At 73.4% G+C, this 20,600-nt stretch carries 22 protein-coding genes; 13 read left to right on the plus strand and 9 right to left on the minus strand.

The features are described 5' to 3' along the window. Nucleotides 1-92: 92 nt before the first annotated feature. Nucleotides 93-2,186, plus strand: a complete 2,094-nt coding sequence (locus ACGF3J_RS32835; protein WP_393855461.1) for an MMPL family transporter — start codon at nt 93-95, stop codon at nt 2,184-2,186. A 13-nt stretch (nt 2,187-2,199) separates the two neighbouring features. Here ACGF3J_RS32835 and ACGF3J_RS32840 read toward each other — a convergent pair whose 3' ends face one another. Together ACGF3J_RS32840 and ACGF3J_RS32845 are read right to left on the minus strand one after the other, a co-directional pair. Continuing rightward, entirely contained in the window at nt 2,200-2,625 is a 426-nt protein-coding gene (locus ACGF3J_RS32840; protein ID WP_161327942.1) for a TIGR03618 family F420-dependent PPOX class oxidoreductase, read from the minus strand. 91 nt (nt 2,626-2,716) lie between these two features. Further along, entirely contained in the window at nt 2,717-2,932 is a 216-nt protein-coding gene (locus ACGF3J_RS32845) for a hypothetical protein (RefSeq protein ID WP_393855462.1), read from the minus strand. Between the two features lie 227 nt (nt 2,933-3,159). Here ACGF3J_RS32845 and ACGF3J_RS32850 point away from each other — a divergent pair, with 227 nt between their 5' ends. From ACGF3J_RS32850 to ACGF3J_RS32880, 7 genes are all read left to right on the plus strand, one after another. Next, nucleotides 3,160-4,161 (plus strand): mechanosensitive ion channel family protein, encoded by a 1,002-nt coding sequence (locus ACGF3J_RS32850; protein ID WP_393855463.1) that lies wholly within the window; start codon nt 3,160-3,162, stop codon nt 4,159-4,161. Between the two features lie 137 nt (nt 4,162-4,298). Further along, the gene (locus ACGF3J_RS32855; RefSeq protein WP_161327944.1) at nt 4,299-4,934 is read left to right on the plus strand and encodes a bifunctional 2-polyprenyl-6-hydroxyphenol methylase/3-demethylubiquinol 3-O-methyltransferase UbiG; all 636 of its coding nucleotides are present in this window, start codon (nt 4,299-4,301) and stop codon (nt 4,932-4,934) included. Between the two features lie 137 nt (nt 4,935-5,071). Then, a complete protein-coding gene (locus ACGF3J_RS32860) occupies nt 5,072-5,260 on the plus strand; it encodes a hypothetical protein (protein ID WP_161327945.1) in 189 nt (62 codons plus the stop codon). Nucleotides 5,261-5,281: 21 nt separating this feature from the next. Continuing rightward, entirely contained in the window at nt 5,282-5,989 is a 708-nt protein-coding gene (locus tag ACGF3J_RS32865) for a hypothetical protein (RefSeq protein ID WP_393855464.1), read from the plus strand. After that, complete coding sequence (locus ACGF3J_RS32870; RefSeq protein ID WP_393855465.1) at nt 5,986-6,930, plus strand: DUF6895 family protein; 945 nt, start codon at nt 5,986-5,988, stop codon at nt 6,928-6,930. Before ACGF3J_RS32865 ends, ACGF3J_RS32870 begins: the two co-directional genes overlap by 4 nt. Then, nucleotides 6,927-7,847 carry a DUF6895 family protein gene (locus ACGF3J_RS32875; protein ID WP_386933414.1) on the plus strand — a complete coding sequence of 307 codons (921 nt, stop codon included), beginning with the start codon at nt 6,927-6,929 and terminating at the stop codon, nt 7,845-7,847. The genes ACGF3J_RS32870 and ACGF3J_RS32875 overlap by 4 nt, the downstream gene beginning before the upstream one ends. Next, nucleotides 7,844-8,986 carry a serine hydrolase domain-containing protein gene (locus ACGF3J_RS32880; protein ID WP_393855466.1) on the plus strand — a complete coding sequence of 381 codons (1,143 nt, stop codon included), beginning with the start codon at nt 7,844-7,846 and terminating at the stop codon, nt 8,984-8,986. Before ACGF3J_RS32875 ends, ACGF3J_RS32880 begins: the two co-directional genes overlap by 4 nt. Nucleotides 8,987-9,049: 63 nt before the next feature. Here the strand turns inward: ACGF3J_RS32880 and ACGF3J_RS32885 are convergent, their stop codons facing one another. The 3 genes from ACGF3J_RS32885 to ACGF3J_RS32895 all read right to left on the minus strand — a co-directional run bounded on the left by ACGF3J_RS32885 (nt 9,050) and on the right by ACGF3J_RS32895 (nt 13,255). Then, nucleotides 9,050-10,429 (minus strand): alpha-lytic protease prodomain-containing protein, encoded by a 1,380-nt coding sequence (locus ACGF3J_RS32885; RefSeq protein ID WP_393855467.1) that lies wholly within the window; start codon nt 10,427-10,429, stop codon nt 9,050-9,052. A gap of 201 nt (nt 10,430-10,630) precedes the next feature. Then, nucleotides 10,631-12,295 carry an alkaline phosphatase D family protein gene (locus tag ACGF3J_RS32890; protein ID WP_393855468.1) on the minus strand — a complete coding sequence of 555 codons (1,665 nt, stop codon included), beginning with the start codon at nt 12,293-12,295 and terminating at the stop codon, nt 10,631-10,633. A gap of 159 nt (nt 12,296-12,454) precedes the next feature. Continuing rightward, on the minus strand, nt 12,455-13,255 hold the full coding sequence (locus ACGF3J_RS32895; RefSeq protein WP_161329254.1) for a class I SAM-dependent methyltransferase: 801 nt from the start codon (nt 13,253-13,255) through the stop codon (nt 12,455-12,457). A gap of 171 nt (nt 13,256-13,426) precedes the next feature. On the opposite strand from ACGF3J_RS32895, the gene ACGF3J_RS32900 reads away from it, so the two are divergent. From ACGF3J_RS32900 to ACGF3J_RS32910, 3 genes are all read left to right on the plus strand, one after another. Then, complete coding sequence (locus ACGF3J_RS32900; protein ID WP_393855469.1) at nt 13,427-14,119, plus strand: transcriptional regulator; 693 nt, start codon at nt 13,427-13,429, stop codon at nt 14,117-14,119. After that, entirely contained in the window at nt 14,116-15,093 is a 978-nt protein-coding gene (locus ACGF3J_RS32905) for a pyridoxal-phosphate dependent enzyme (protein ID WP_393855470.1), read from the plus strand. The genes ACGF3J_RS32900 and ACGF3J_RS32905 overlap by 4 nt, the downstream gene beginning before the upstream one ends. Nucleotides 15,094-15,183: 90 nt before the next feature. After that, the gene (locus ACGF3J_RS32910; protein WP_122615267.1) at nt 15,184-15,543 is read left to right on the plus strand and encodes a cupin domain-containing protein; all 360 of its coding nucleotides are present in this window, start codon (nt 15,184-15,186) and stop codon (nt 15,541-15,543) included. A 42-nt stretch (nt 15,544-15,585) separates the two neighbouring features. Here the strand turns inward: ACGF3J_RS32910 and ACGF3J_RS32915 are convergent, their stop codons facing one another. After that, nucleotides 15,586-16,053 carry a hypothetical protein gene (locus ACGF3J_RS32915; protein ID WP_393855471.1) on the minus strand — a complete coding sequence of 156 codons (468 nt, stop codon included), beginning with the start codon at nt 16,051-16,053 and terminating at the stop codon, nt 15,586-15,588. On the opposite strand from ACGF3J_RS32915, the gene ACGF3J_RS32920 reads away from it, so the two are divergent. Together ACGF3J_RS32920 and ACGF3J_RS32925 are read left to right on the plus strand one after the other, a co-directional pair. Next, the gene (locus ACGF3J_RS32920; protein WP_393855472.1) at nt 16,043-16,168 is read left to right on the plus strand and encodes a hypothetical protein; all 126 of its coding nucleotides are present in this window, start codon (nt 16,043-16,045) and stop codon (nt 16,166-16,168) included. The genes ACGF3J_RS32915 and ACGF3J_RS32920 overlap by 11 nt on opposite strands. A gap of 41 nt (nt 16,169-16,209) precedes the next feature. Further along, complete coding sequence (locus ACGF3J_RS32925) at nt 16,210-16,800, plus strand: dihydrofolate reductase family protein (protein WP_393855473.1); 591 nt, start codon at nt 16,210-16,212, stop codon at nt 16,798-16,800. Between the two features lie 97 nt (nt 16,801-16,897). Here the strand turns inward: ACGF3J_RS32925 and ACGF3J_RS32930 are convergent, their stop codons facing one another. From ACGF3J_RS32930 to ACGF3J_RS32940, 3 genes are all read right to left on the minus strand, one after another. After that, complete coding sequence (locus tag ACGF3J_RS32930) at nt 16,898-18,298, minus strand: VWA domain-containing protein (RefSeq protein ID WP_393855474.1); 1,401 nt, start codon at nt 18,296-18,298, stop codon at nt 16,898-16,900. Beyond that, nucleotides 18,295-19,152 (minus strand): AAA family ATPase, encoded by an 858-nt coding sequence (locus ACGF3J_RS32935; protein WP_393855519.1) that lies wholly within the window; start codon nt 19,150-19,152, stop codon nt 18,295-18,297. Before ACGF3J_RS32935 ends, ACGF3J_RS32930 begins: the two co-directional genes overlap by 4 nt. Before the next feature lie 135 nt (nt 19,153-19,287). Beyond that, the gene (locus ACGF3J_RS32940; RefSeq protein WP_393855475.1) at nt 19,288-20,598 is read right to left on the minus strand and encodes an FtsX-like permease family protein; all 1,311 of its coding nucleotides are present in this window, start codon (nt 20,596-20,598) and stop codon (nt 19,288-19,290) included. Nucleotides 20,599-20,600: the final 2 nt, after the last annotated feature.

Here is a 20,600-nt window from a genome sequence, read left to right on the forward strand (position 1 = left end):
GTGTCACGAGGGGCACATCTAGTTCAATCATTGAGATTGTTTATGATCGAGCTACTTTCCTCGCCGCCGGAGACCAGGAGACCTGAAGACCGATGTCCATCCCCACCCGACGCGCCCGCTGGCTCGTCCCCGTCGTCCTGCTCCTGGCCTGGCTCGGCATCGGCGGAGTGCTCGGCCCGTACGCCGGGAAGCTCGGCGAGGTCGCCACCAACGACCAGGCCGCCTTCCTGCCCCGCAGCGCGGAGTCCACCAAGGTCGTCGACGCCCAGAAGGCGTTCCAGCAGGACGAGACGCTCCCGGTGATCGTCGTGTGGACCGCGGACGGCGGCGGCTCCGTCACCGAGCACCGCGCGGCGGCCACCCGTTCGGTCGCCTCCGTCGAGGGCGAGCCCGGCGTCGTCGGACCCCCGTCACCGGCGCTGCCCTCCGAGGACGGCGAGGCGCTCCAGGCCGTCGTCCAGCTGAGGCCCGACCTCGGCGAGGCGCTGCCCGACGCCCTGGAACGCGTCCAGGCAGCCGTCGGGAAGGTGCCCGGCACCGAGGCGCAGCTCGCGGGGCCGGCCGCCTCCCAGGCCGACCTCTCCGACGCCTTCTCCGGCATCGACGGACTGCTGCTCGGCGTCGCCCTGATCACCGTGCTGGTGATCCTGCTGCTCGTCTACCGCAGCGTCCTGCTGCCCCTGGTCATCATCCTCGGCGCGGTCTTCGCCCTCGGCCTGGCCTGCGCGATCGTGTACGCCCTCGCCGACCGCGGCGTCGTCCGCGTGGACGGGCAGGTCCAGGGCATCCTCTCCATCCTGGTCATCGGCGCCGCCACCGACTACGCGCTGCTGCTCACCGCCCGCTTCCGCGAGGAACTCGCCCGGCACCCCGACCGGTTCGGCGCCGTGCGCGCCGCGCTGCGGGCCTCCTGGAGCGCCGTCGTCGCCAGTGCGGCGACCGTCGCCCTGGGTCTGCTGGCGCTGCTGCTCAGCGACCTGACCAACAACCGCGCGCTCGGGCCCGTCGGCGCCATCGGCATCGTCTGCGCGGTGCTGAGCACGCTCACCTTCCTGCCCGCCGTGCTGGTGCTGCTCGGCCGCGCCGCCTACTGGCCGGCCAAGCCCGTCCGGACCGGCGACCCCGAGGCCGGGCACCGCCTGTGGCACCGCATCGCCGAACGGGTGGACCGGGCCCCGCGCCGCATCTGGGCGATCTCGCTGGCCGCCCTGATCGCCTGCGCCGCCTTCGCGCCGACCCTGACCTCCCGGGGTGTCCCGCTGGACGAGATCTTCGTCAACGACGCGCCCTCGGTCTCCGCCCAGCAGACGCTGGCCCGGCACTTCCCGGGCGGCTCCGGCAACCCGGCCGTGATCATCGCCGACGCCGACCGTCTCGACCCGGTCCTCACGGCCGCCCGCGACACCCGAGGCGTCGCCTCCGCCGCCCCGGTCACCGCGTCCGGCCGCCCCGGCGGCGGGGAGCCGAGGGTCGTCGACGGGCGGGTGCGGATCGACGCGACCCTCCAGGCGCCGGCCGACAGCGACGCCGCCAAGAGCGCGGTGGCCCGGCTCAGGTCCGCCGTCCACGAGGTGCCCGACGCGGATGCCCTCGTCGGCGGCTACACCGCCCAGCAGTACGACACCCAGCGCACCGCCGAACACGACCGCACGCTCATCGTGCCCGTGGTCCTCGCCATCATCCTGGTCATCCTGATCGCCCTGCTGCGCTCGCTGCTGATGCCGCTGCTGCTGGTGGCGACGGTGGCGCTGAACTTCGTGGCCACCCTGGGCGTCTCGGCCCTCGTCTTCACCCACGTGTTCGGCTTCAGCGGCACGGACGCCTCCGTCCCGCTGTACGGGTTCGTGTTCCTGGTCGCCCTGGGCGTGGACTACAACATCTTCCTGATGTCCCGGGTGCGCCAGGAGTCGCTCCAGCACGGGGTGCGGGAGGGCATCCTGCGGGGCCTGACCGCCACCGGCGGCGTGATCACCTCGGCCGGTGTCGTCCTCGCCGCCACCTTCGCCGCGCTCGGGGTGATCCCGCTGGCCTTCCTGGTGCAGATCGCCTTCATCGTGGCCTTCGGCGTCCTGCTGGACACCCTCGTGGTGCGCTCCCTGCTGGTGCCCGCGCTCGCCCGCGACATCGGCCCCGTCGCCTGGTGGCCGAGCCGGCTCGGCCACCGCACACCGCCCGGGACGGAGTGACCCGGGCGGGACGTCACGCGCCGGGAGTCCCCGCGACGGGCCGCACCGTGCCGAGGAAGCGCCGCACCTCGATCTCGATGACGACCCGCTCCGGGTTCTCCCGGGGCTGCTTGTAGCGGGCCGCGTACCGGACCTCCGCGTCGCGGACCGACCCGGCGTCCTGGCGCACGGTCGCGACGCCCTCCAGCGTGGACCAGCGTCTGCCGTCCACCTGTCCCACGGCGACGACGGCGGACCCGGCCCGCAGCACGTTGCGGGCCTTGGCCGTGCCCCGGCCGGTGATGACCCGGGCCGTGCGCGTCGTGTGGTCGTACGTCACTCCGACCGGGACCAGGTGCGGGCTCCCGTCCGCGCGCGGCGTCGACAGGAAGCACACCCGGCGCTCCCGCCAGAACCCGACGAACTCCTCGTCCGCGTCGTGCCGTTCCCCGGTGTCCATCCGATCTCCTCGTCCCAGCCGCGTGTGTCCCGTCGGGAACAGCATCGCCCGGGGCGCCGCGACGCCGCTCGGCGGGGTGCGCGCACCGGGATCAGGCGGCGGCGTCCCGTTCCGCGGAGTGCGCCGCGGCCGGCTCGGGGAGGCGGGCCGGGGCGTCCTGGCCGCGGCCGCCCGGGAGGAGTCTCAGATGGCGGCGCCGGGCGTGCCGGGCCGGGACCGGATCGGCGAAGAGCCGGTCCTCCAGATACGTCATGGTGAACAGCAGCAGCCCGACTCCGGGCAGCAGCAGGACGGCAACGTAAACCACGGTGCGGGTCCCCCTCCGCTGTGGACGACCCCTTTCGGGTGCCCCGGCGCACGCCGGTGATGAGCAGATACCGAGTGGAGATGACGCAACTGTCGGACATAAGGGGCAAGTGGCGGGAAGGGGGCATGGGTGTGTCGCGGCTCACCGGGCGTCATGTTCGGGCCCCCGGTGGGTAGGCGGCCCCGACGGCGGACACGTCATCCCCGAAGAACGGAGCAGTCGAGCCGATGTCGCACACCTTCCCATCCACCGCCCAGGGCACGAACGCGCAGTTGGCGGCCTCCTGGTCGGACTGGTTCGGCGACCACACCGAGGCGCTCATCGGGATACCCCTGCGCATCGCGCTCATCGTCGTGGTCCTCCTGGTGCTGCGCGCGGTGGCCAAGCGGGCCATCACCCGGGTCGTCCAGCGGGTCCTGGAACCACCGGCGGGCGAGGCCGAGCGGAGCAGGCCCCGCAGGTCCGGCCGTGGTGCCGCGGTCCTGCACCGTGACCGGTCCCGGGCGCGCCAACGCCGCGAACAGCGGGCCCGGACCATCGGCTCGGTGCTCAGCAGCGTCGTGACCATCGTGCTGTTCATGGTCGGCGTGGCCATGGTGCTCGACCAGGTCGGCATCGCGCTCGGTCCGCTGCTCGCCAGCGCCGGAGTGGTCGGCCTGGCGATCGGTTTCGGCGCGCAGAGCCTCGTCGCCGACTACCTGTCCGGCCTGCTCATCATGGTCGAGGACCAGTACGGCGTCGGCGACTCCGTCGACCTCGGGGAGGCCATCGGCGAGGTGGAGCACGTCGGCCTGCGGCTGACCCACGTGCGCGACCTCAACGGCGGCCTGTGGCACATCCGCAACGGCGAGATCCTGCGGGTCCGCAACGACAGCCAGGAGTGGGCGCGTGCCGTCCTGGACGTCGCCGTCGCCCACGACGCCAACCTGGACACGGTCTACCGCGTGCTGGAGGACACCGGCCGCGCGCTGCGCGACGAGGCGGAATTCGCGGACGTCCTGCTGGAGGACCCCGCCGTGTGGGGCGTGCAGTCCCTGGACGCCGAGGGCGTGCTGGTGCGCCTCGCGGTCAAGACCGTGCCGCTCCAGCAGTGGGGCGTCACCCGCGAACTGCGCCGCCGGGTCAAGGACGCGCTGGACGACGCGGGCATCGAGACCCCCTTCCCGCGGCGGACCGTGTGGCTGCGCACCGAGTCGGCGGACGCCGAGGCGGACGCGCTCACCCGCTGACACGCGAGGGCCGGGATTTGCCGGTCCGGCAAACACCTTTGGCGTCGCCGGTGCGGCCGGTGCAGCCTGCGGTACGGGACGCGCACATGCGCGCGTCCCGTACCGCAGACGCGTCCGACCGCCGCCCAGGAGACACCATGACCGACCTGCCCCTCCCCGCTCCCGCCGCGGAGTTCTGGGAGGCCCGCTACCGCGACACCGACCGCGTCTGGAGCGGCCGCCCCAACGGCCTGCTGGTGCGCGAGGCGAGCGGCCTCGCACCCGGGACCGCGCTGGACCTCGGCTGCGGTGAAGGCGCGGACGCCGTGTGGCTGGCCGCCCGCGGCTGGCGGGTCACCGGCGTGGACATCTCCGGCACCGCCCTCGAACGCGCCGCCGGGCACGCGGCCGAGGCCGGGGTGGGCGACCGGGTCGCCTGGGAACGCCACGAGCTGGGACTCTCCTTCCCCGAGGGCGCGTTCGACCTGGTCAACGCGCAGTACCTGCAGTCCCCGGTCGCCTTCGACCAGCGGGCGGTACTGGACGCCGCGGCGCGGGCCGTGGCGCACGGCGGCACGCTGCTGGTCGTGATGCACGCCGGCTGGCCCTCCTGGCAGACCGAGCCGCCCTTCGACGCGGTCTTCCCCACCCTGGACGGAGTGCTCGGCGAACTCGCCCTGCCGGAGGGCGAGTGGACCGTCCGGACCGCGGAGACCGTCCGCCGTCCGAGCGTCTCGCCGGAGGGTGCGGAGGGCTTCCGCGAGGACAACGTGTGGCGCCTGCGACGGGCGTGAGAGCCCTGATGTACCTGGTATGTCGCTTTTGTTGAAGAAGTTATCTTCTGAGAATTTTGAGAAGAGAGGCATGTTTTGGGACTCACCGGACACCCTTGGGTGTGAAGGCCATTTGGCTACCAGAGGGAGATGGTGAAATGCCTTCCAAGGACAAGGTGCTCAAGGAAGTCACCCGCACCGAGAACATCGAGATCGACGCGGTACTCGACCCCGCCGAGGCTGACGGAGTCTTCCGTGACAGCCGCGAGTGCGCCGCGCTCGCCCTCCAGTCCGGAGGTGGCAGCCTGCTGCTTTCGCCGCCGGCCCCGCGCCCGAAGAAGGGTTGACGGACCGACGGGAGCAGTGAAATGGAGCAGTCGAGCACGTCGGCCCTCCTGCAGGGCGCGGTGCTGGATCTCGCTTCCGACGTGGTCTCCGCTCTTCGGAGCGGAGACCACGTGCGAGCGGGCAGCACCCTGACGACCGGCGGCGCCGGTGAGGGCGTCGCGCGTGCGGCGGTACGCGTTCTGGGCGCCGACACGCTGTTGCCCGCCGTCCTCCTGCGCGTTCCGCCCGATCCCGGGCAACTCGCGGTGTTCAAGGAGGCCGTCACGGCCCATCCGCCGCGTCCCGACGCGGCCCCCACCGTCGTATGGAGCCACTGGGCCATGGCCCGTGCCCTGCGCCGGCTCGACCAGCCGCCGCCAGGTCGGACCGCCGGCGACCCGGGTGCGGAACCCGGCACCGGCTGGCTCGACGAGGCCGGCTGGCAGGTGCTGACCCATCAGCTCGCGGTCCTCGCGCCGCTCGCGCTGCCCGGCGAGGAGTGCGCGGTGACCCGCCTGGCCCAGCGCCGCCCGGTGGACGTGGCCCGCGGCTTCGTCCGGGCGGTACGCCGCCGTGACTGGCAGCAGGCGGCCGGAGCCGGACGCTGGCTCACCCTCCTGGACGGTGTGCCGGAGAGCCTGGGCCTCGCGGCGGGACTCGACTTCGTACGCCTGATGGGCGGCTCGGACCCCAGGGTGGCGCTCCAGCTGGAGGCGGCGCGGCTGATGCCCGCCGGAGTCCTCCTGTGAGCGTCCGGGGCGTCGAGGAGGCGGCCCTGGACTGGGTGTGGGACCACCGCGACCGCTTCGCGCTCGGCGAGGACGCCCTCGCGGCGGAGGGCCAGGTCAACCGGACCTGGAAACCCCTGGGCGAACTGGCCCGGGTCTGCGCTTCCGTGTCCCTGTGCACCCCGCCGGCGGATCCGCTGCACGGCAGGGTTTCCGACCTGCTGGACTTCGCCTGGCAGCAGACCCACCGGGGCGAGCTGTTCCCGCTGATGCAGTCGCTGGAGCCGTTCGCCACCTACCCGTTGGAGGTGTACGCCGCCTTCGCCTCGGCCGGGTTCCGCCACCCGGGCTACGAGGCGTCCGCCGCGGTGGTGGCCCGTACCCGCGGCTGGCGGCTGACCGAGCAGTACCCCACCCGGCGGCTCGGCGTGCTGGAGGCCGAGCGGCACAGCGGCATCCACCCGCACGGGCACCTCCCGCAGGCGCTGGGCCGGACCTGGCTGGGCGGCCTGCCCGAGCCGTGGACCTTCGAACGAGCGGCCGGTTACGCGCTCACCCACGTCGTCTTCCACCTCACCGACTGGGGACGCAGCCCCCAGGGCGTGCCGTCCGATCTCGCGGACTACCTGGCGCACTGGCTGCCGCCCTGGCTCGACTCCTGTCTGGAGGCCCGGATGTGGGACCTGGGCTGCGAACTGCTGGCGGTCGCCGCCGGCCTGCCGCACCCACCGGACCCGGCCGTCCTGGAGGACGCCTGGCCGCGCGTCGCGGCCGCCCAGGACACGTCCGGCGCGATCCCCGAGGAGGGCGCCCTGCAGGACGCCGCCGGGGAGCACACGGGAACCGACCCCTATGACTTCACGGACTGTTACCACTCCACCCTGATGGCCGTGTTCGCGGCCGCCCTCACCACCGCACGGCTGCGGGACGCGGACCACGCCGGACAAGGAGTGCCGGGATGACGGACACCCGCCTGATCCACGGCGTCGGCGCAGGCGCGCTGGAGTGGCTCTGGGCCCACCGCGACGGCTTCCGCCTCGAGCAGGACGTGGACCCCGAGACCGGCTTCCTGGAACGCTTCAAGCCGATCGGCGAACTCGCCCTGATCTGCAAGGTGCTCTTCCGCGAGGGCGTCGCCGGCTCCCGGCAGGCCCAGCTCGCGCGCCAACTGCTCGACCACACCTGGCGCGAGACCCTGGACGGCGGCCGGATGCTGGTGCGCGGCCAGCGGATCGAGCCCTTCTCGCCCGTCCCCTTCGAGGTGTACCTGCCGTTCAGGGAGCTGGGCTACAGCCAGCCCGAGGTGGAGGAGGCGACGGTACTCAACCACCGGCTGGACAGCTGGGCGCGGTTCCCGGTGACGCCGACCCGGCGCCTGGGCCTGTCCGCGTTCCAGCGCCGGTTCGGCCTGGCCGCCCGGCCGCCCGAGGCCGACCTGGTCGCCACCACCTGGCTGGCCGGGACCCCCGAGCCCTGGACGGTCGAGGGCCATACCGCGTACGACATCACGCACACCGTCTTCCACCTGACCGACTGGGGCGAGAACCCCGGCGGGCTGCCGCCCTCCGTCGCCGAGTACCTCGCCACCTGGCTGCCGGTGTGGATCGACGACTGGCTGGACCTCGAACGCTGGGACCTGCTTGGCGAACTCCTCGTGGTCGACGCCTGCCTGCCCCGGCCCACCCTCGACGAGGCCGCCTGGCGGGGCTTCGCCGCCGCGCAGCAGCCCGACGGCGCCATGCCCGCCGTACGCACCATGCCCGAGGGCGACCCCGAGACGCTGTTCGACCTGGTCTACCACCCGACCCTGGTCGCCGCCTTCGCCTCCCTGCTCGCCACCTCCCGCGCGCTCAGTGAGCTGGCGCACACGGCGTCGTGACGGGCCGTCCCACGCCCTGGCCGGGCGACCCCGACGACGCGGGCGACTTCCCGGCGGGCCCGCCGGCGCCCCCCGCACCCGCCGACGACGCCGCCCTGCGCGAGCGGCTGGCCGAGACCGTCGCCGCCTGCGACGCCCCCGACGTCGTCTTCGCCGTCTCCCGGCACGGCCGGCGCACCCTGGTCGGCGGTGGCACCGCCCCGCCCCCCGACGTCCCCCGCGAGGACCTGCGCTACGAGATCGGGTCGGCCTCCAAGACGTTCACCGGGCTGCTGCTGACCCGGCTCGTGCGGCGCGGCGCGCTCACCGGCGGCGAGGCGGCCGTCGCCTGCCTGGACCCCGGACGCCCGGCGGGCCCGCACCCCGTGACGCTGGCCCACCTCCTGACCCACACGGCGGGACTGCCCGCCCTCCCGGCCGGCTTCCTGCGCTCCGGACTGCCCGCCTGGCGCACCAACCCCTACGCGCGCTACCCGGCCGAGCGGCTGACGGACACCTTCCTGCGCCACCGGCCCAGGCACCGTCCCGGAACCCGCTGGCACTACTCCAACTACGGCGTCTCCGTACTCGGACACGCGGTCGCCGCGGTCCTGGGGACGCCCTGGGAGGACCTGCTCACCCGTCAGCTCCTCGAACCGCTCGGCCTCGGCGGCACCGCCCTGCGCGCCAAGGGCCCCGGCACCGACGCCGTGGGACACCGCAAGGACGGCCGCACCCCCGTCCCGCCCTTCGACGCGGGCGGTTTCCAGGCGGCCGGGGCCGTCCGGTCCACCCCGCACGACCTGCTCACCTTCCTCGAGGCCCACCTCGACCCGGCCGGGTCACCCGCCGCCGGAGCGCTGGGCGCCGTGCGCGTACCGGTGCTGCGGCGGGGCCTGGGGCACCGGCACGTGCACACGGTGGCGTGGTTCCGGCACCCCACCGACGGCGGGCCGATGTACTTCCACAGCGGGGCCACCCTGGGCCAGCAGGCGTTCCTGGGCTTCCGTCCCGACACGGGCACGGCGCTGGCGGCGGTGTGCGGCAGACGCTTCCGGCCCGCGGACCCCTTCATCGCGGGGGCCTACGCCTTCCTGGCGCAGACCCCGCAGACCCCGCAGACCCTGCAGGCACAGCAGACAGGGCAGAGACAGCGATAGGCGCGGGGCCGCGTTCAGCGGCGGCCCCGCGCCCAGGCCCGCCTCGCGGCGGCCGTCCGTGCGTCAGACCCGCTGCCACAGGGCCGGGGTGCTCTCCGGCGAGCCCACGCCCTGCGCCTGGTGGCCCTGCAGGCACCGGTAGCGCGCGCCCGCGTAGGACACCGTGGTGCCCGTCTCGTACACGCGGCCCGCGGTCCACGCGTCAGCCGCCGCGTTGTCCTGCGGCGGCGCGGGGGTCCCGGCCGCGGCCGAGGTGGTCTTCAGGGTGAGGCCGAAGTCGCTCAGCAGCGCGTTGATCGGCTGGTAGAAGGTGGTCCCGCCGTTCGTGCAGTCACCGGAGCCGCCGGACGTGGTGCCCTGGCCCTGGGTGCCCGAGACGTAGGGGCCGCCCGAGTCGCCGGGTTCGGCGCACACCGTCGTCTCGGTGAGCCCGTTCACGGTGCCCTCCGGGTACGTGACACTCGTGTCGTGCTGCTCGATGGTGCCGCAGTGCCACCCCGTGGTGGAGCCCGAGCGGCACACCGAGGCGCCCACGAGCGCCTCCACCGAGCCGGCGATCTGCACCTTCTCGCCGCCCTCGCCCTTCACGTCCGGCGTCGCCGTCCAGTCCGAGTTGACGCCCACCCAGGCCATGTCCTTGCCGGGGAAGGTCGAGGCCTGGAAGGTGCCCTGGGCGGCCTCGTTGAACCCGGTGGTGGTGGCGCCCGGGTCGCCGCAGTGCCCGGCCGTGGCGAAGCCCTGCTGGTCGTCCTTGGTGACGCCGAACCCGATGGAGCAGCGGGCCTGGTCGTTGATGTAGTAGGCGTCGCCGCCGACCAGGTCCGTCAGCAGCCGCGGCTGGTTCGCGGAGATCCGGACGCCCACGTCCCGGCCCGCCAGACCGGCGGTCTCGACGAAGGCGTCCGCCGCGGACCGGCTGGTGGCCTGGACCACGACCCGGTTGGTCTTCACGTCGACGTACCAGACCGGCGTCTGCCGGGTCCGCACCCGGACGGCGGACGCGTCCAGCTTCTCCTTCACCGAGCGGAGTTCGGCCAGGCCCCGCTCGACGACCGCGGCCTTGGCGCCGCCCGCCTCGATGGCGGAGGTGTCGGCCGAGTCCGTGGTGGCGACGGTCAGTTCGGCGGAGGTCGCGCCGCTCACCCAGGCCCCCGCGAAGCGGTCGCCCAGCGTGTTGCGCAGCATGCCCGCGCGCGTACCCGCCTCCTGCTCGTTGGCCAGCCGTGCCGCCGCCTGCCCGGGCGACAGCCTGAGGTCGCGCTCCATCGCGCGCAGCATGCGCGCCGACGGCGCCGCCGGGGCGGGCGTGCGGACGGCGGCGGGCTGCGCACCGGGAGCGGGGAGCGGCGCGGCCGAGGCGGCCGAGGGGAGTGCGGTCAGGACCAGGGCGCCGAGCGCGGTCAGGGCTGCGCGGCGGCTGCGCGCGGCGTGTCTGCCGACCATGCGATGTGCCTCCTTCGAGGGCTGTGCGAGACAGCGGTGTTCGGTGCGCGACCGTGGGACACGGTGCGACTGCGACGAAGTCACAGGTCTTGCCGGAAAGGCCGGCGGCGACACCGGCCCCGGCCGTCTTTCGCGCTATGGGGGACGCGGTGGGTGCCAAGTGCAGTAGGCGCGGCACCCGTCCGTCCCCGGCCCGGGGGCTCAGGCGGGCTTCAGACCCGGTGCGCCCGCCTCGGTGACGAAGGACGCGGCCGTGGTGATCGCGGCGCCGGGCGTGGTGACGGCGGACACGGTCCGGAAGTCCAGGTGGGCGGCCTGACGGTCCAGTTCCACCCGGACGTAGCCGCGCTTGCCGTTGTAGAACTTCATGTGCGGGTTGGCCCGCAGGTACAGGTCCCAGTTGGCGGGCTGCTCCACGCCGTCCCGGCCGCTGGCCACCGAGGTGCAGGTGATCTCGGTGCCGACGGTGGCGGACGCCGGGTCGTCGAAGTCCTCCTTGACGTCCAGGGCGTAGCCCACGTGCACGTCCCCGGTGAGGATCAGCCAGTTGTCGACCCCGGCGGCCTTCGCCCCGGCGACGATCCGGTCGCGCGAGGCGCGGTAGCCGTCCCAGGCGTCCATCGAGAGCGCGGCGTCGGCGGTGTCGTCGAACTTGCGCTGCGAGAAGCAGACCTGCTGGGGCATCACGTTCCACAGCGCGGTCGAGCCCTGCCAGCCGTTCAGCAGCCACTGCTCCTGCGCGGCCCCGGTCATGGTGCGTGCCGGATCGTCGGACTCGGGCCCGGGGGCGTGCGGCCGGTCGTCGTACGCCTGGTCGGAGCGGTACTGGCGGGTGTCGAGGAAGTCGAACTGGGCGAGCGTGCCCCAGTGCAGCCGGCGGTACAGCCGGGCGTCCGGTCCCTGCGGCAGCTGCTCGGCGCGCAGCGGCTGGTTCTCCCAGTACGCGCGGTAGGCGGCGGCCCGCCGCAGCAGGAACTCCTCCGGCGGGATGTCGTTCTCCGGGATGCTCCCGGCGTAGTTGTTCTCGGTCTCGTGGTCGTCCCAGGTCACGACGAACGGGTGCGCGGCGTGCGCGGCCTGGAGGTCCTCGTCGCTCTTGTAGAGCGAGTACCGCAGCCGGTAGTCCGCGAGGGTCATCGTCTCGCGGTTGAACACGTCGGGCAGCGTGACGTCGGTGTAGTTGCGCTCGCCGCCCGCCGAGTTCACCGCGTACTCGTAGAGGTAGTCGCCGAGGTGGAAGACCACGTCGACGTCGTCCTGCGCGACGTGCCGGTGCACCGTGTAATACCCGTCCTGGTACGCCTGACAGGCGACGGTCGCGATTTTCAGACCCGACGTGGCGCTGCCCGCCGGCGGCGCGGTGCGGGTGCGGCCGGCCGGGCTGAGCCAGGCGCCGGCGCGGAAGCGGTAGTAGTAGACCGTGCCGGGGGTCAGGCCCTTCACGTCGACGTGCACGCTGTGGGCGTACTCGGCGTGCGCCTCGGCGGTGCCCCGCAGCAGGACCGCCGCGAAGTACTCGTCGAAGGCCACCTCCCACTCGACCGTGACCCGTTCCGTGCCCATCCCGCCGTCCTCCAGGAACGGCTCGGGCGCCAGCCGGGTCCACAGCAGCACCGAGTCCGGCATCGGATCTCCGGAGGCGACGCCGAGGGTGAAGGGGTCCTTGGTGATCCGGGCGGCCTCGCGCTCGGGGGCGGCGACCGCGCCGCGGGCCGGGCGGTTGGTGGCGAAGGCGAGTGCCGCGGTTGCCGCGGTCACGGTGAGGAAGCGCCTGCGGCCGAGGTGCCGGGCGGCGGCACGCAGCACCGCGTCGTGCGGGGAGAACGCGTGCTCGGCCAGTGCGCTGTGACGGCCCGTGGGCGCCATCTGGTGTCCTCTCGTACGGGGCGTGGCGGACCCCGCATGCTAAGCAGACAAAACACCTGAAACGGTCAGGGCTTGCGGAATGATCACACAGGAGGAGGTACGCGCGGACGCCGGAGCGGGACCCACGGTGCCCGGCTCCGACGGCGACGCGGCGGGCGCCTAGAACGGCAGCGGTGAGCGGCTCACCCTGATCTTCGACTGGCCGTGCGGGCGCTTCTCCCAGTCCTCCATGAACCGCGCGTGCAGGTTGTGCTGGGCGGCCAGCGTGAGCAGGGTGTCCGTGCGGTAGTAGAAGTCCTCGCGCAGCACCTGGTGTTCGGTGCCCTCCGTGCGGTCGAAGGTGAAGTCGAAGAACCCGGTGTCGGTCAGGACCCGGCCCACGTTGCGCAGGCACTCGTCGATGACGCCCGGCGGGGAGTGCGAGAAGACGCTGTGCGCGTGGACGACGTCGAAGTGGCCGTCGGGCAGGAACTCCAGCCCGAGGTCCCCGATGAGGGTCAGGTGGGGCAGCTTGGCCTGGAGTCCGCGCTCGGTCAGCGTCCGCTTGGCGGCGATCAGGATGTCCGGCGAGATGTCGATGCCGTAGTAGTGGCCGGCGTCGAGGTGGTCGATGAAGCGCCAGCCGCCGCGCAGGTTGCCGCAGCCGATGTCGAGCATGTGGTGCTCCGGACGGAGTCCGTGCTCGACGAGGTAGTCGAACTGCATCTGTCCGAGCGCCAGCCAGCGGTCGTGGGTCCGGCTGCCGACCGCGGCCTCGGGGTCGCGGCGGGTGTCGGAGGCCATCACGGCCCGGTAGTAGCCGACGTGGCCGGGGTGCCTGAGCCGCAGCCACGCGTCCCGCCCGGCCCGGCGGACGTAGGGGCCGACCCGCTCGGGGTGGCGCAGCGCGTACCCGACCTTGTGCGTGAGCGCCGCGCGGTTGCTGCGCAGCTTCTTCGGGGACCTGGCGTCCTGGGGCATGGCGGAAGCGACCTCCGTACGAAGGGCTCGGACAGTGCGAGGTGCCGGGAAGGGTGCCAGAGCCGGCGGCGCAATGACAGGACCACCGTGACGCGGGTCGGAATTGGACTGCCAGTCCAGAGGCTGGACGTGTAGTCTGGAACTCGTTGAAGTCCGAGCAAGGAGCCCCTGATGAGCGAAACGGCGCTGGACGCCGAGCGCGACGCGGTCCTCGCGACCCTGCGCCCGGTCGTCGACGGGATCGCCGCCACGTTCGGGCCGGTCTGCGAGGCGGTCCTGCACGACTACCGGGACCCCGAGCGGTCGGTGGTCGCGGTCGCCGGCTCGGTGACCGGACGGACGGTCGGCGGGGCGATGAGCGAGATCGGCATGCGCGTCCTGGCCCGCGGCGACGAGGCCCGGGACGAGCTGAACTACGTCACGCGCACGGACGGCGGCACCCTGCTGAAGTCCTCCACGATGGTGCTGCGCGACTCCACGGGCGCCGTGTTCGGCGCCCTGTGCGTCAACCTGGACGTCACCGCCGTCGACCGGGCGCACGCCCTGCTCGGTTCCCTGGCCGGGACCGCGGGCACCCCAGCCGATCCGCCGGCCACCACCTTCGGCGACGACATCGACGCGGTGGTCGAGGCGATCGTGGACGCCCACCCGCTGCGCCGCGGCACCAGCTGGGCGGCGCTGGACCGCGCCCAGCGCCTGGAGCTGTTCCGCGACCTGGACGGGCGCGGCGTGTTCGCCGTACGCCGCTCGGTCGAGCACGTCGCCGCCCGGCTCGGCATCTCCCGGGCCTCCGCCTACCACTACCTCTCCCAGGCCCGCGCCGAGACCGGCCCGGCCGCCGACCCCGCCGGAGGACACCCGTGACGACCACCACCCCGCCGGTCACCCTCGACGACGTACGGGCCGCCGCCGCCCGCATCGAGGGTGTCGCGCACCGCACCCCGGTGCTGCGCTCCCGCACCCTGGACGCCCTCGTCGGCGCCGAGGTCTTCCTCAAGTGCGAGAACCACCAGCGGGTCGGCGCCTTCAAGTTCCGCGGCGCCTATCACGCGGCCTCCCGCCTCACGCCGGAGCAGCTGTCCCGGGGCATCGCCGCCTACTCCTCCGGGAACCACGCCCAGGCGGTAGCCCTCGCCGCCCGCGAGCTCGGCACCACGGCGGTGATCGTCATGCCGGAGGACGCGCCGCCCTCCAAGCGCGCGGCCACCGCGGGATACGGCGCGGAGATCGTCACCTACGACCGCTACACCGGAGACCGCGTGGCCATCGCCGAGGCCCTGGCCGCCGACCGGGGACTCACCCTGATCCCGCCGTACGAACACCCGGACGTCATCGCCGGACAGGGCACCGCCGCCCTCGAACTCGTCGAGGAGACCGGAGACCTGGACGCACTGATCGCACCCGTCGGCGGCGGCGGACTCATCGCCGGAAGCGCCACCGCCGTCAAGGGCCTGCACCCCGCCACCCGGGTGATCGGCGTCGAGCCCGAGGCCGGTGACGACACCCGGCGCTCCCTGGCGGCCGGCCGGCGCGTCACCGTGCCGGTCCCGCGCACCATCGCCGACGGCCAGGCCCTGCCCACCCCGGGCGAGCTGACGTTCTCCGTGAACCGGCGGCTGCTCGACGGCGTCGTGCTGGTCTCCGACGACGAGATCCGGGACGCGATGCGGTTCGCCTTCGAGCGGCTGAAGACCGTCCTCGAACCGAGCGGCGCCACCCCGCTGGCCGCCCTGCTGAACGGCCGGATCGACGGCCTGCCCCGCCGGGTCGGCGTGATCCTCTCCGGCGGCAACGTGGACGCCGCCCGCTTCGCCGAACTCTGCGGCGCGCGCGGCTGACCGCATCCGTCCCCCGGATGGCGTCGCCGACTTGACAGGCGGACGATGGAGTGGTGGGCCCAGGGACGGCCAGGAAAAAGGAGGAGCGTCATGTTGCAGGCGAAGACGCTCGACAAGCCCGACGAGCGCCGCGACTTCCCGCGCGGCCACATCGAGGCCGTGCACATGGAGGGACTCGACTTCGCCGTCGCCACCTTCGAGCCGGGGTGGCGCTGGTCGGAGTCGGTGGCGCCGATCGCGGGCACCGACAGCTGCATGATCCATCACAACTGCTACGTGGTGGAGGGGCGCATGCACATCCACATGGACGACGGTACCGAGAGCGAGGTGGGCCCGGGCGACGTCTTCGTCTGCTCACCGGGCCACGACGCCTGGGTCGTCGGCGACGGACAGTGCGTCGTGTACGACTTCGCCGGCGCCATGGCCAAGGAGTACGCCAAGGCGGACTGAGCGCGCGTCTTGTGTGGGCGGGCCCCGGAGGGCGGCCCGGGCTCACAGGTCGAAGGGGACGCCTGTGAGCTGCTCGCTCGCCGCCCACAGGCGCCTGCCCTCCGCTGGGTCGTCGGCGCCTGTGGGGAGCTTGGCGGGCTTGGGGGTGCCGGAGGTCTGATCCCGTCCGGCGGGGCCGACGAACCTGCCCGACGGGATGTGAGGGCTGGTCGCCGCGTACAGCGAGGGCCAGGCCGCACCCTCGGCCGCACCCATGAGCAGGCGTGCGGCGATCGGGGTGACGACGCGGCTCAGCGGGCCGTTCCCGTGCTGCTGCAGACCGGTCATCGCCGACCCCGGGTGGACGGCGATCGCCTCGACGGGGCCGTTCGCGGTGCGGCGGGCGAGTTCGAGGGTGTAGACGACGTTGGCGCGCTTGGACTTGGCGTAGGCGGCCATGGGGCGGTAGTTCCGCTCGCTCATCAGGTCGTCCAGCCTGCCCATGGGCCACCGCGCCGCGATGGCGCTCACCGCGTACAAGCTGGAGTTCGTGACCGCCCTGCAGGAGATGCTGGCCACGCTCACCGCGGGCACCATCGCCCGCGCCTCCCGTTCAGGCCGCCCGCCGGGCCCTCGGCCCGTCTAGACTTCCGAACTTCCGAGACCGACTGACGGAAGGCCGGCGCCGTGCGGAGACTGCTCTACGGCATGAACCTGTCCCTGGACGGATACATCGCCGCGCCCGGCGACGACATCGGCTGGAGCGATCCCAGCGACGAGTTGTTCCAGTGGTGGCTCGACGAGGAGCGGGCGATCAGCCTGCTGCTGTACGGGCGCAAGCTCTGGGAGACCATGAGCGTCTACTGGCCGACCGGCGACCAGCAGCCGGGCGCCACCCCGGCGGAGATCGAGTTCGCTCGGAACTGGCGGGACACGCCGAAGGTGGTGTTCTCGTCGACGCTCGACACGGTCGACTGGAACACGCGCCTGGTCACCGGCGACGCGGTCGCGGAGATCGCCCGGCTCAAGGCCGGGGACGGCGGGCCGATGAGGGTCGGCGGCGCGGCGCTCGCCGGGGCGGCAATGCGGGCCGGGCTGATCGACGAGTACACGGTCGTCACCCATCCGGTCCTGGTGGGCGGCGGCACACCGTTCTTCACCGCACTGGACAGCTGGGCGACCCTGAACCTGGTGGAGACCCGGACGTTTCCCGGCGGCGTGGTCCTGACCAGGTACGAGCGCAGGTCGGCGGCCGGTGGCCCGGCGGGCACCGACTGACACCACACTCGGTCGGACCGCCCACGGCGGCACCTACGACAGCCATGTGGTGAACGAAGACGGCCGACCACGTGATCGCCCGCACCGCCCCCGGGTCTCACACCGGCAGCAACCGGGTGACCAGCGAGCCGAGTTGACGGACGTTGCGGCATTCGTGCATCTCGATCAGCTCGGCGTACGCCGGGGCCGCCGAGTCGCCGGTGCCCCAGCGGGAGCGCTGTTCGGGGTTGAGCCAGTAGCTGCGTCGCGAGCGCTCGGTGATCTGCCGCAGGGCGGGCAGGTTCGGATCGCTCATGTTCGTACGGGCGTCACCGAGGACGAAGACCGTCGTGCGCGGGCCGACCGCGTCGGCGTACCGCTCCGCGAACTCGCCCAGGGCGACGCCGTAGTCGCTGCTGCCGTGCCACCCGGTGAGCCGCGCCTCCGCGCCGATCCGGGCGCCCAGCCCCTCCGGGTCGGCGGTGCCGTGCGCCAGCAGTCCGGTCACCTCGTCGATCCGGTTGACGAAGGCGAACACCCGTACCTTGGCGAACTGGTCGTGCAGTGCCTGCACCAGCAGCATCGTGAAGTCCGAGAACCCCGCCACCGACCCCGACACGTCGCACAGCAGCACCAGTTCGGGCCGCACCGGACGGCGTCGGCGCAGTACCGGCTTCATCGGCACGCCGCCCGTGGACAGCGACCCGCGCAGCGTGCGCCGCAGGTCGATGCTGCCACGGGACGCGCGGCGCCGACGGGCCGTCAGCCGGGTGGCGAGCTTGCGGGCCAGCGGCCGCACCGTCCGCCGCAGGTCGGCCAGTTGGGCCTGCCCGGCGAGCAGGAAGTCGACGCGGTCCGGCGTGGGGGCCACCGCCCGCCGGGCGATCTCGTCGCGTCCGCGCCGCTCCGCGACCCGGCGCCGGGCCTCCGCGGCCACCATCCGCCGGAAGACCTCGATACGGCGCCGGATCTCGTCCTCGAGCAGCCGGTCGGTGAACCCCGGGGCGCCGCCCCGTGCCCGCACGTCGTCCCTCACCCGGGCGAGCAGCGTCTGCGGACGGAGCCGGTCGAGCGTCTGGTGCGAGGACCAGCCGTCCGAACCGGGGGAGGAGGCCGGGGCGCCCGGGCCACCGCCCGCACCGGAGGAACCGTAGGCGCCGAACCCGTCCACCGCCTCCCCGGCCAGCCGGGCCAGCAGTGCCCGGTCGTCGTCGGCGAGCGCGGCGGCGAGCCGGTCGCGCAGCGCCTCCCGGTCGGCGAGGCCGGTGCCCGGGCCGCCGACGCCGCGCGGGAAGTACACGTCGAAGACCGGGTCGAACACCCGCCGCTGGTCCGCGGTGTGCAGCAGCGTCGCCGCCAGGCCCTCGCGCAGCAGCTCCCGGTCCGCGAGACCGAGTGACTCCACCGCCCGCGCCGCGTCCACGCTCTCCCCGGTCCCCACCCGCACACCGTGCGCCCGCAACGCCGCCACCAGCGACGTCAGCCGCCCGGCCACGCCCGTGGCCACGCCCGTGGTCACAGCGCGTCCAGGTCGAGCTTGGCGGCGGCCCGCAGGACGTCCTCCTGGTGCTTGAGGACGACGCCGAGGGTGTCCCGTACGACGGTCTCGTCCAGGGTGTCCGCGCCGAGCGCGAGCAGGGTGCGGGCCCAGTCGATGGTCTCGGCGACCGACGGCACCTTGCGCAGGTCCATGGCGCGCAGCGCACCCACCACCCGCACCAGCGAACCGGCCAGGGCCTCGTCCAGCCCCGGCACCTTCAGCCGCACGATCCGCCGCTCCAGCTCCTCCTCCGGGAAGTCGATGTGCAGGAACAGGCAGCGCCGGCGCAGCGCCTCGGACAGCTCGCGGCTCGCGTTCGAGGTGAGGACGGTGAAGGGGCGGCGGGTCGCCGTGATGGTGCCCAGCTCCGGCACGGTCACCTGGAAGTCGCTCAGCACCTCCAGGAGCAGGCCCTCGACCTCGACGTCCGCCTTGTCGGTCTCGTCGATCAGCAGCACCTTGGCGTCGTCCCCGCGGATCGCGGTCAGCAGCGGCCGGGTGAGCAGGAACTCCTCGCCGAAGATGTCGGTCCGCGCCTCGTCCCAGCTCTCGTCGCGGCCCGCGCTGATGCGCAGCAACTGCTTGGCGTGGTTCCACTCGTACAGGGCCCGGGACTCGTCGACGCCCTCGTAGCACTGGAGCCGTACCAGCCGGGCGTCGGTGACCCGGGCCACGGCCTTGGCCAGCTCGGTCTTGCCGACCCCCGCGGGGCCCTCCACCAGCAGCGGCTTGCCGAGCCGGGCGGCGAGGAAGACGGTCGTGGCGACCGCGGGCGACGCCAGGTAGCCGGTCTCGGCGAGGCGTGCGGAGACGTCGTCGACGGAAGTGAACACCGGGGCCTCCAGCTCGGGTGCGGTGCGTACAGCCTCTATGTACAAGCTCCTATCTAAGCGCTTGTTCACCGCCGCTGTCACGGGAAGAACGAAGGGAGGGGCGACCGCGGTCGCCCCTCCCGTTCCCCGCCCGGCTCACGCGGCGAGCGTCACCGCCCCCACCGCCGGTGTGCGCAGCACCCGCCGGGCCGTCCCCACGCTCGTCCCCAGCGTCACCGCCGCCGACACCGAGACCATCGCGAGCCAGACGCCGAGGAACTGGTCCGGCAGCACCGCGTCGGTGCGGACCACGGTGAACGGCACCACCCCGGCCAGCGCGGCCACCGTGCCGAAGAACACCCCGGTGAGCGTCAGGACGACGCCCTCGGTGGCCACCACGCGCAGCACCTGCCCGGGAGTCGCGCCCGCCAGCCGCTGCTGCCCGAACTCACGGGAGCGGTACGTCGTCGCCGCGTACAGCGAGTTCACCAGCATCACGCAGACGAACACCGCGATGATGCCGACCACCGTCAGGTTCAGCGTCTCGAGGTTCTTCGCGTCGACCGACTTGACCAGCCCCGAGGCCGCCACCGCGTCGCTCTCCACCGCCTGCATGGTGAGCGTCGCCGCCGACACCGCCGTGAACAGGATCAGCGACACCAGGATCCCGGCGAGGTGCTCGGACCGCTCGCGCAGGTTGCGCACGGCCAGCCAGCCGCTCGGACCGCTCAGTGGCAGCCGGTTCAGCACGCCCCGCAGCAGCCCGGGCGACAGCAGCGCCATCCCGACCGACAGCAGGATCGCCCCGTAGGCCGGCGGCGCCATCAGCATCTCGTCCGTCGCGGAGAACAGGAAGGTGGAGCCGGCGCCCGCGGCGCCGGTGAGCAGCGCGGCGTACGCCAGGAACCGCTTGGCGCCCGCGCGTTCCTTGCTGCCCCGCGTCACCCGCCGCACCGCCAGGAAGGCGGCGCCCGCGGCGGCGAGCAGCGTGATGTCCACGCCGCTCACCAGCGCGATCGGGCCGAAGGAGTAGTCGACGGAGCGCGCGACCTGCCCGCTGTCCTGGAACATCTCCAGCAGCGCCCGCCCGCCGAGCATCGCCGGGCCGACCGCGAGCGCGGCGCCCGCCAGCGCCACGGCCACCGCCTCACCCACGACCATCCGCTTGATCTGCGCCGGGGTCGCCCCCGAGCAGCGCAGCAGCTCCAGTTCGGCGGCGCGCTGGCGCACGTTGACCGTCAGCGTGGACGCCACCGCGAAGAACACCAGCAGGGTGCCGTAGCCGCCGACGACGCCCGCCGCCGTGCCCAGCGTCTCCGAGCTGACCGCGTCGACGCCGTCCTGCCCGGCCGTGTCGTGCATCGAGTTGAACGTCATGATGACCGCCGCGCCCAGGAAGGCGGACAGCAGCGTCGCGAGGAACCGTCCGGGGCGCTGCCGGATCGACCGAAGGGCCAGTGCCAGCATCG

The organism is Streptomyces sp. NPDC048171 (genome assembly GCF_043202655.1).
Classification (GTDB): domain Bacteria; phylum Actinomycetota; class Actinomycetes; order Streptomycetales; family Streptomycetaceae; genus Streptomyces.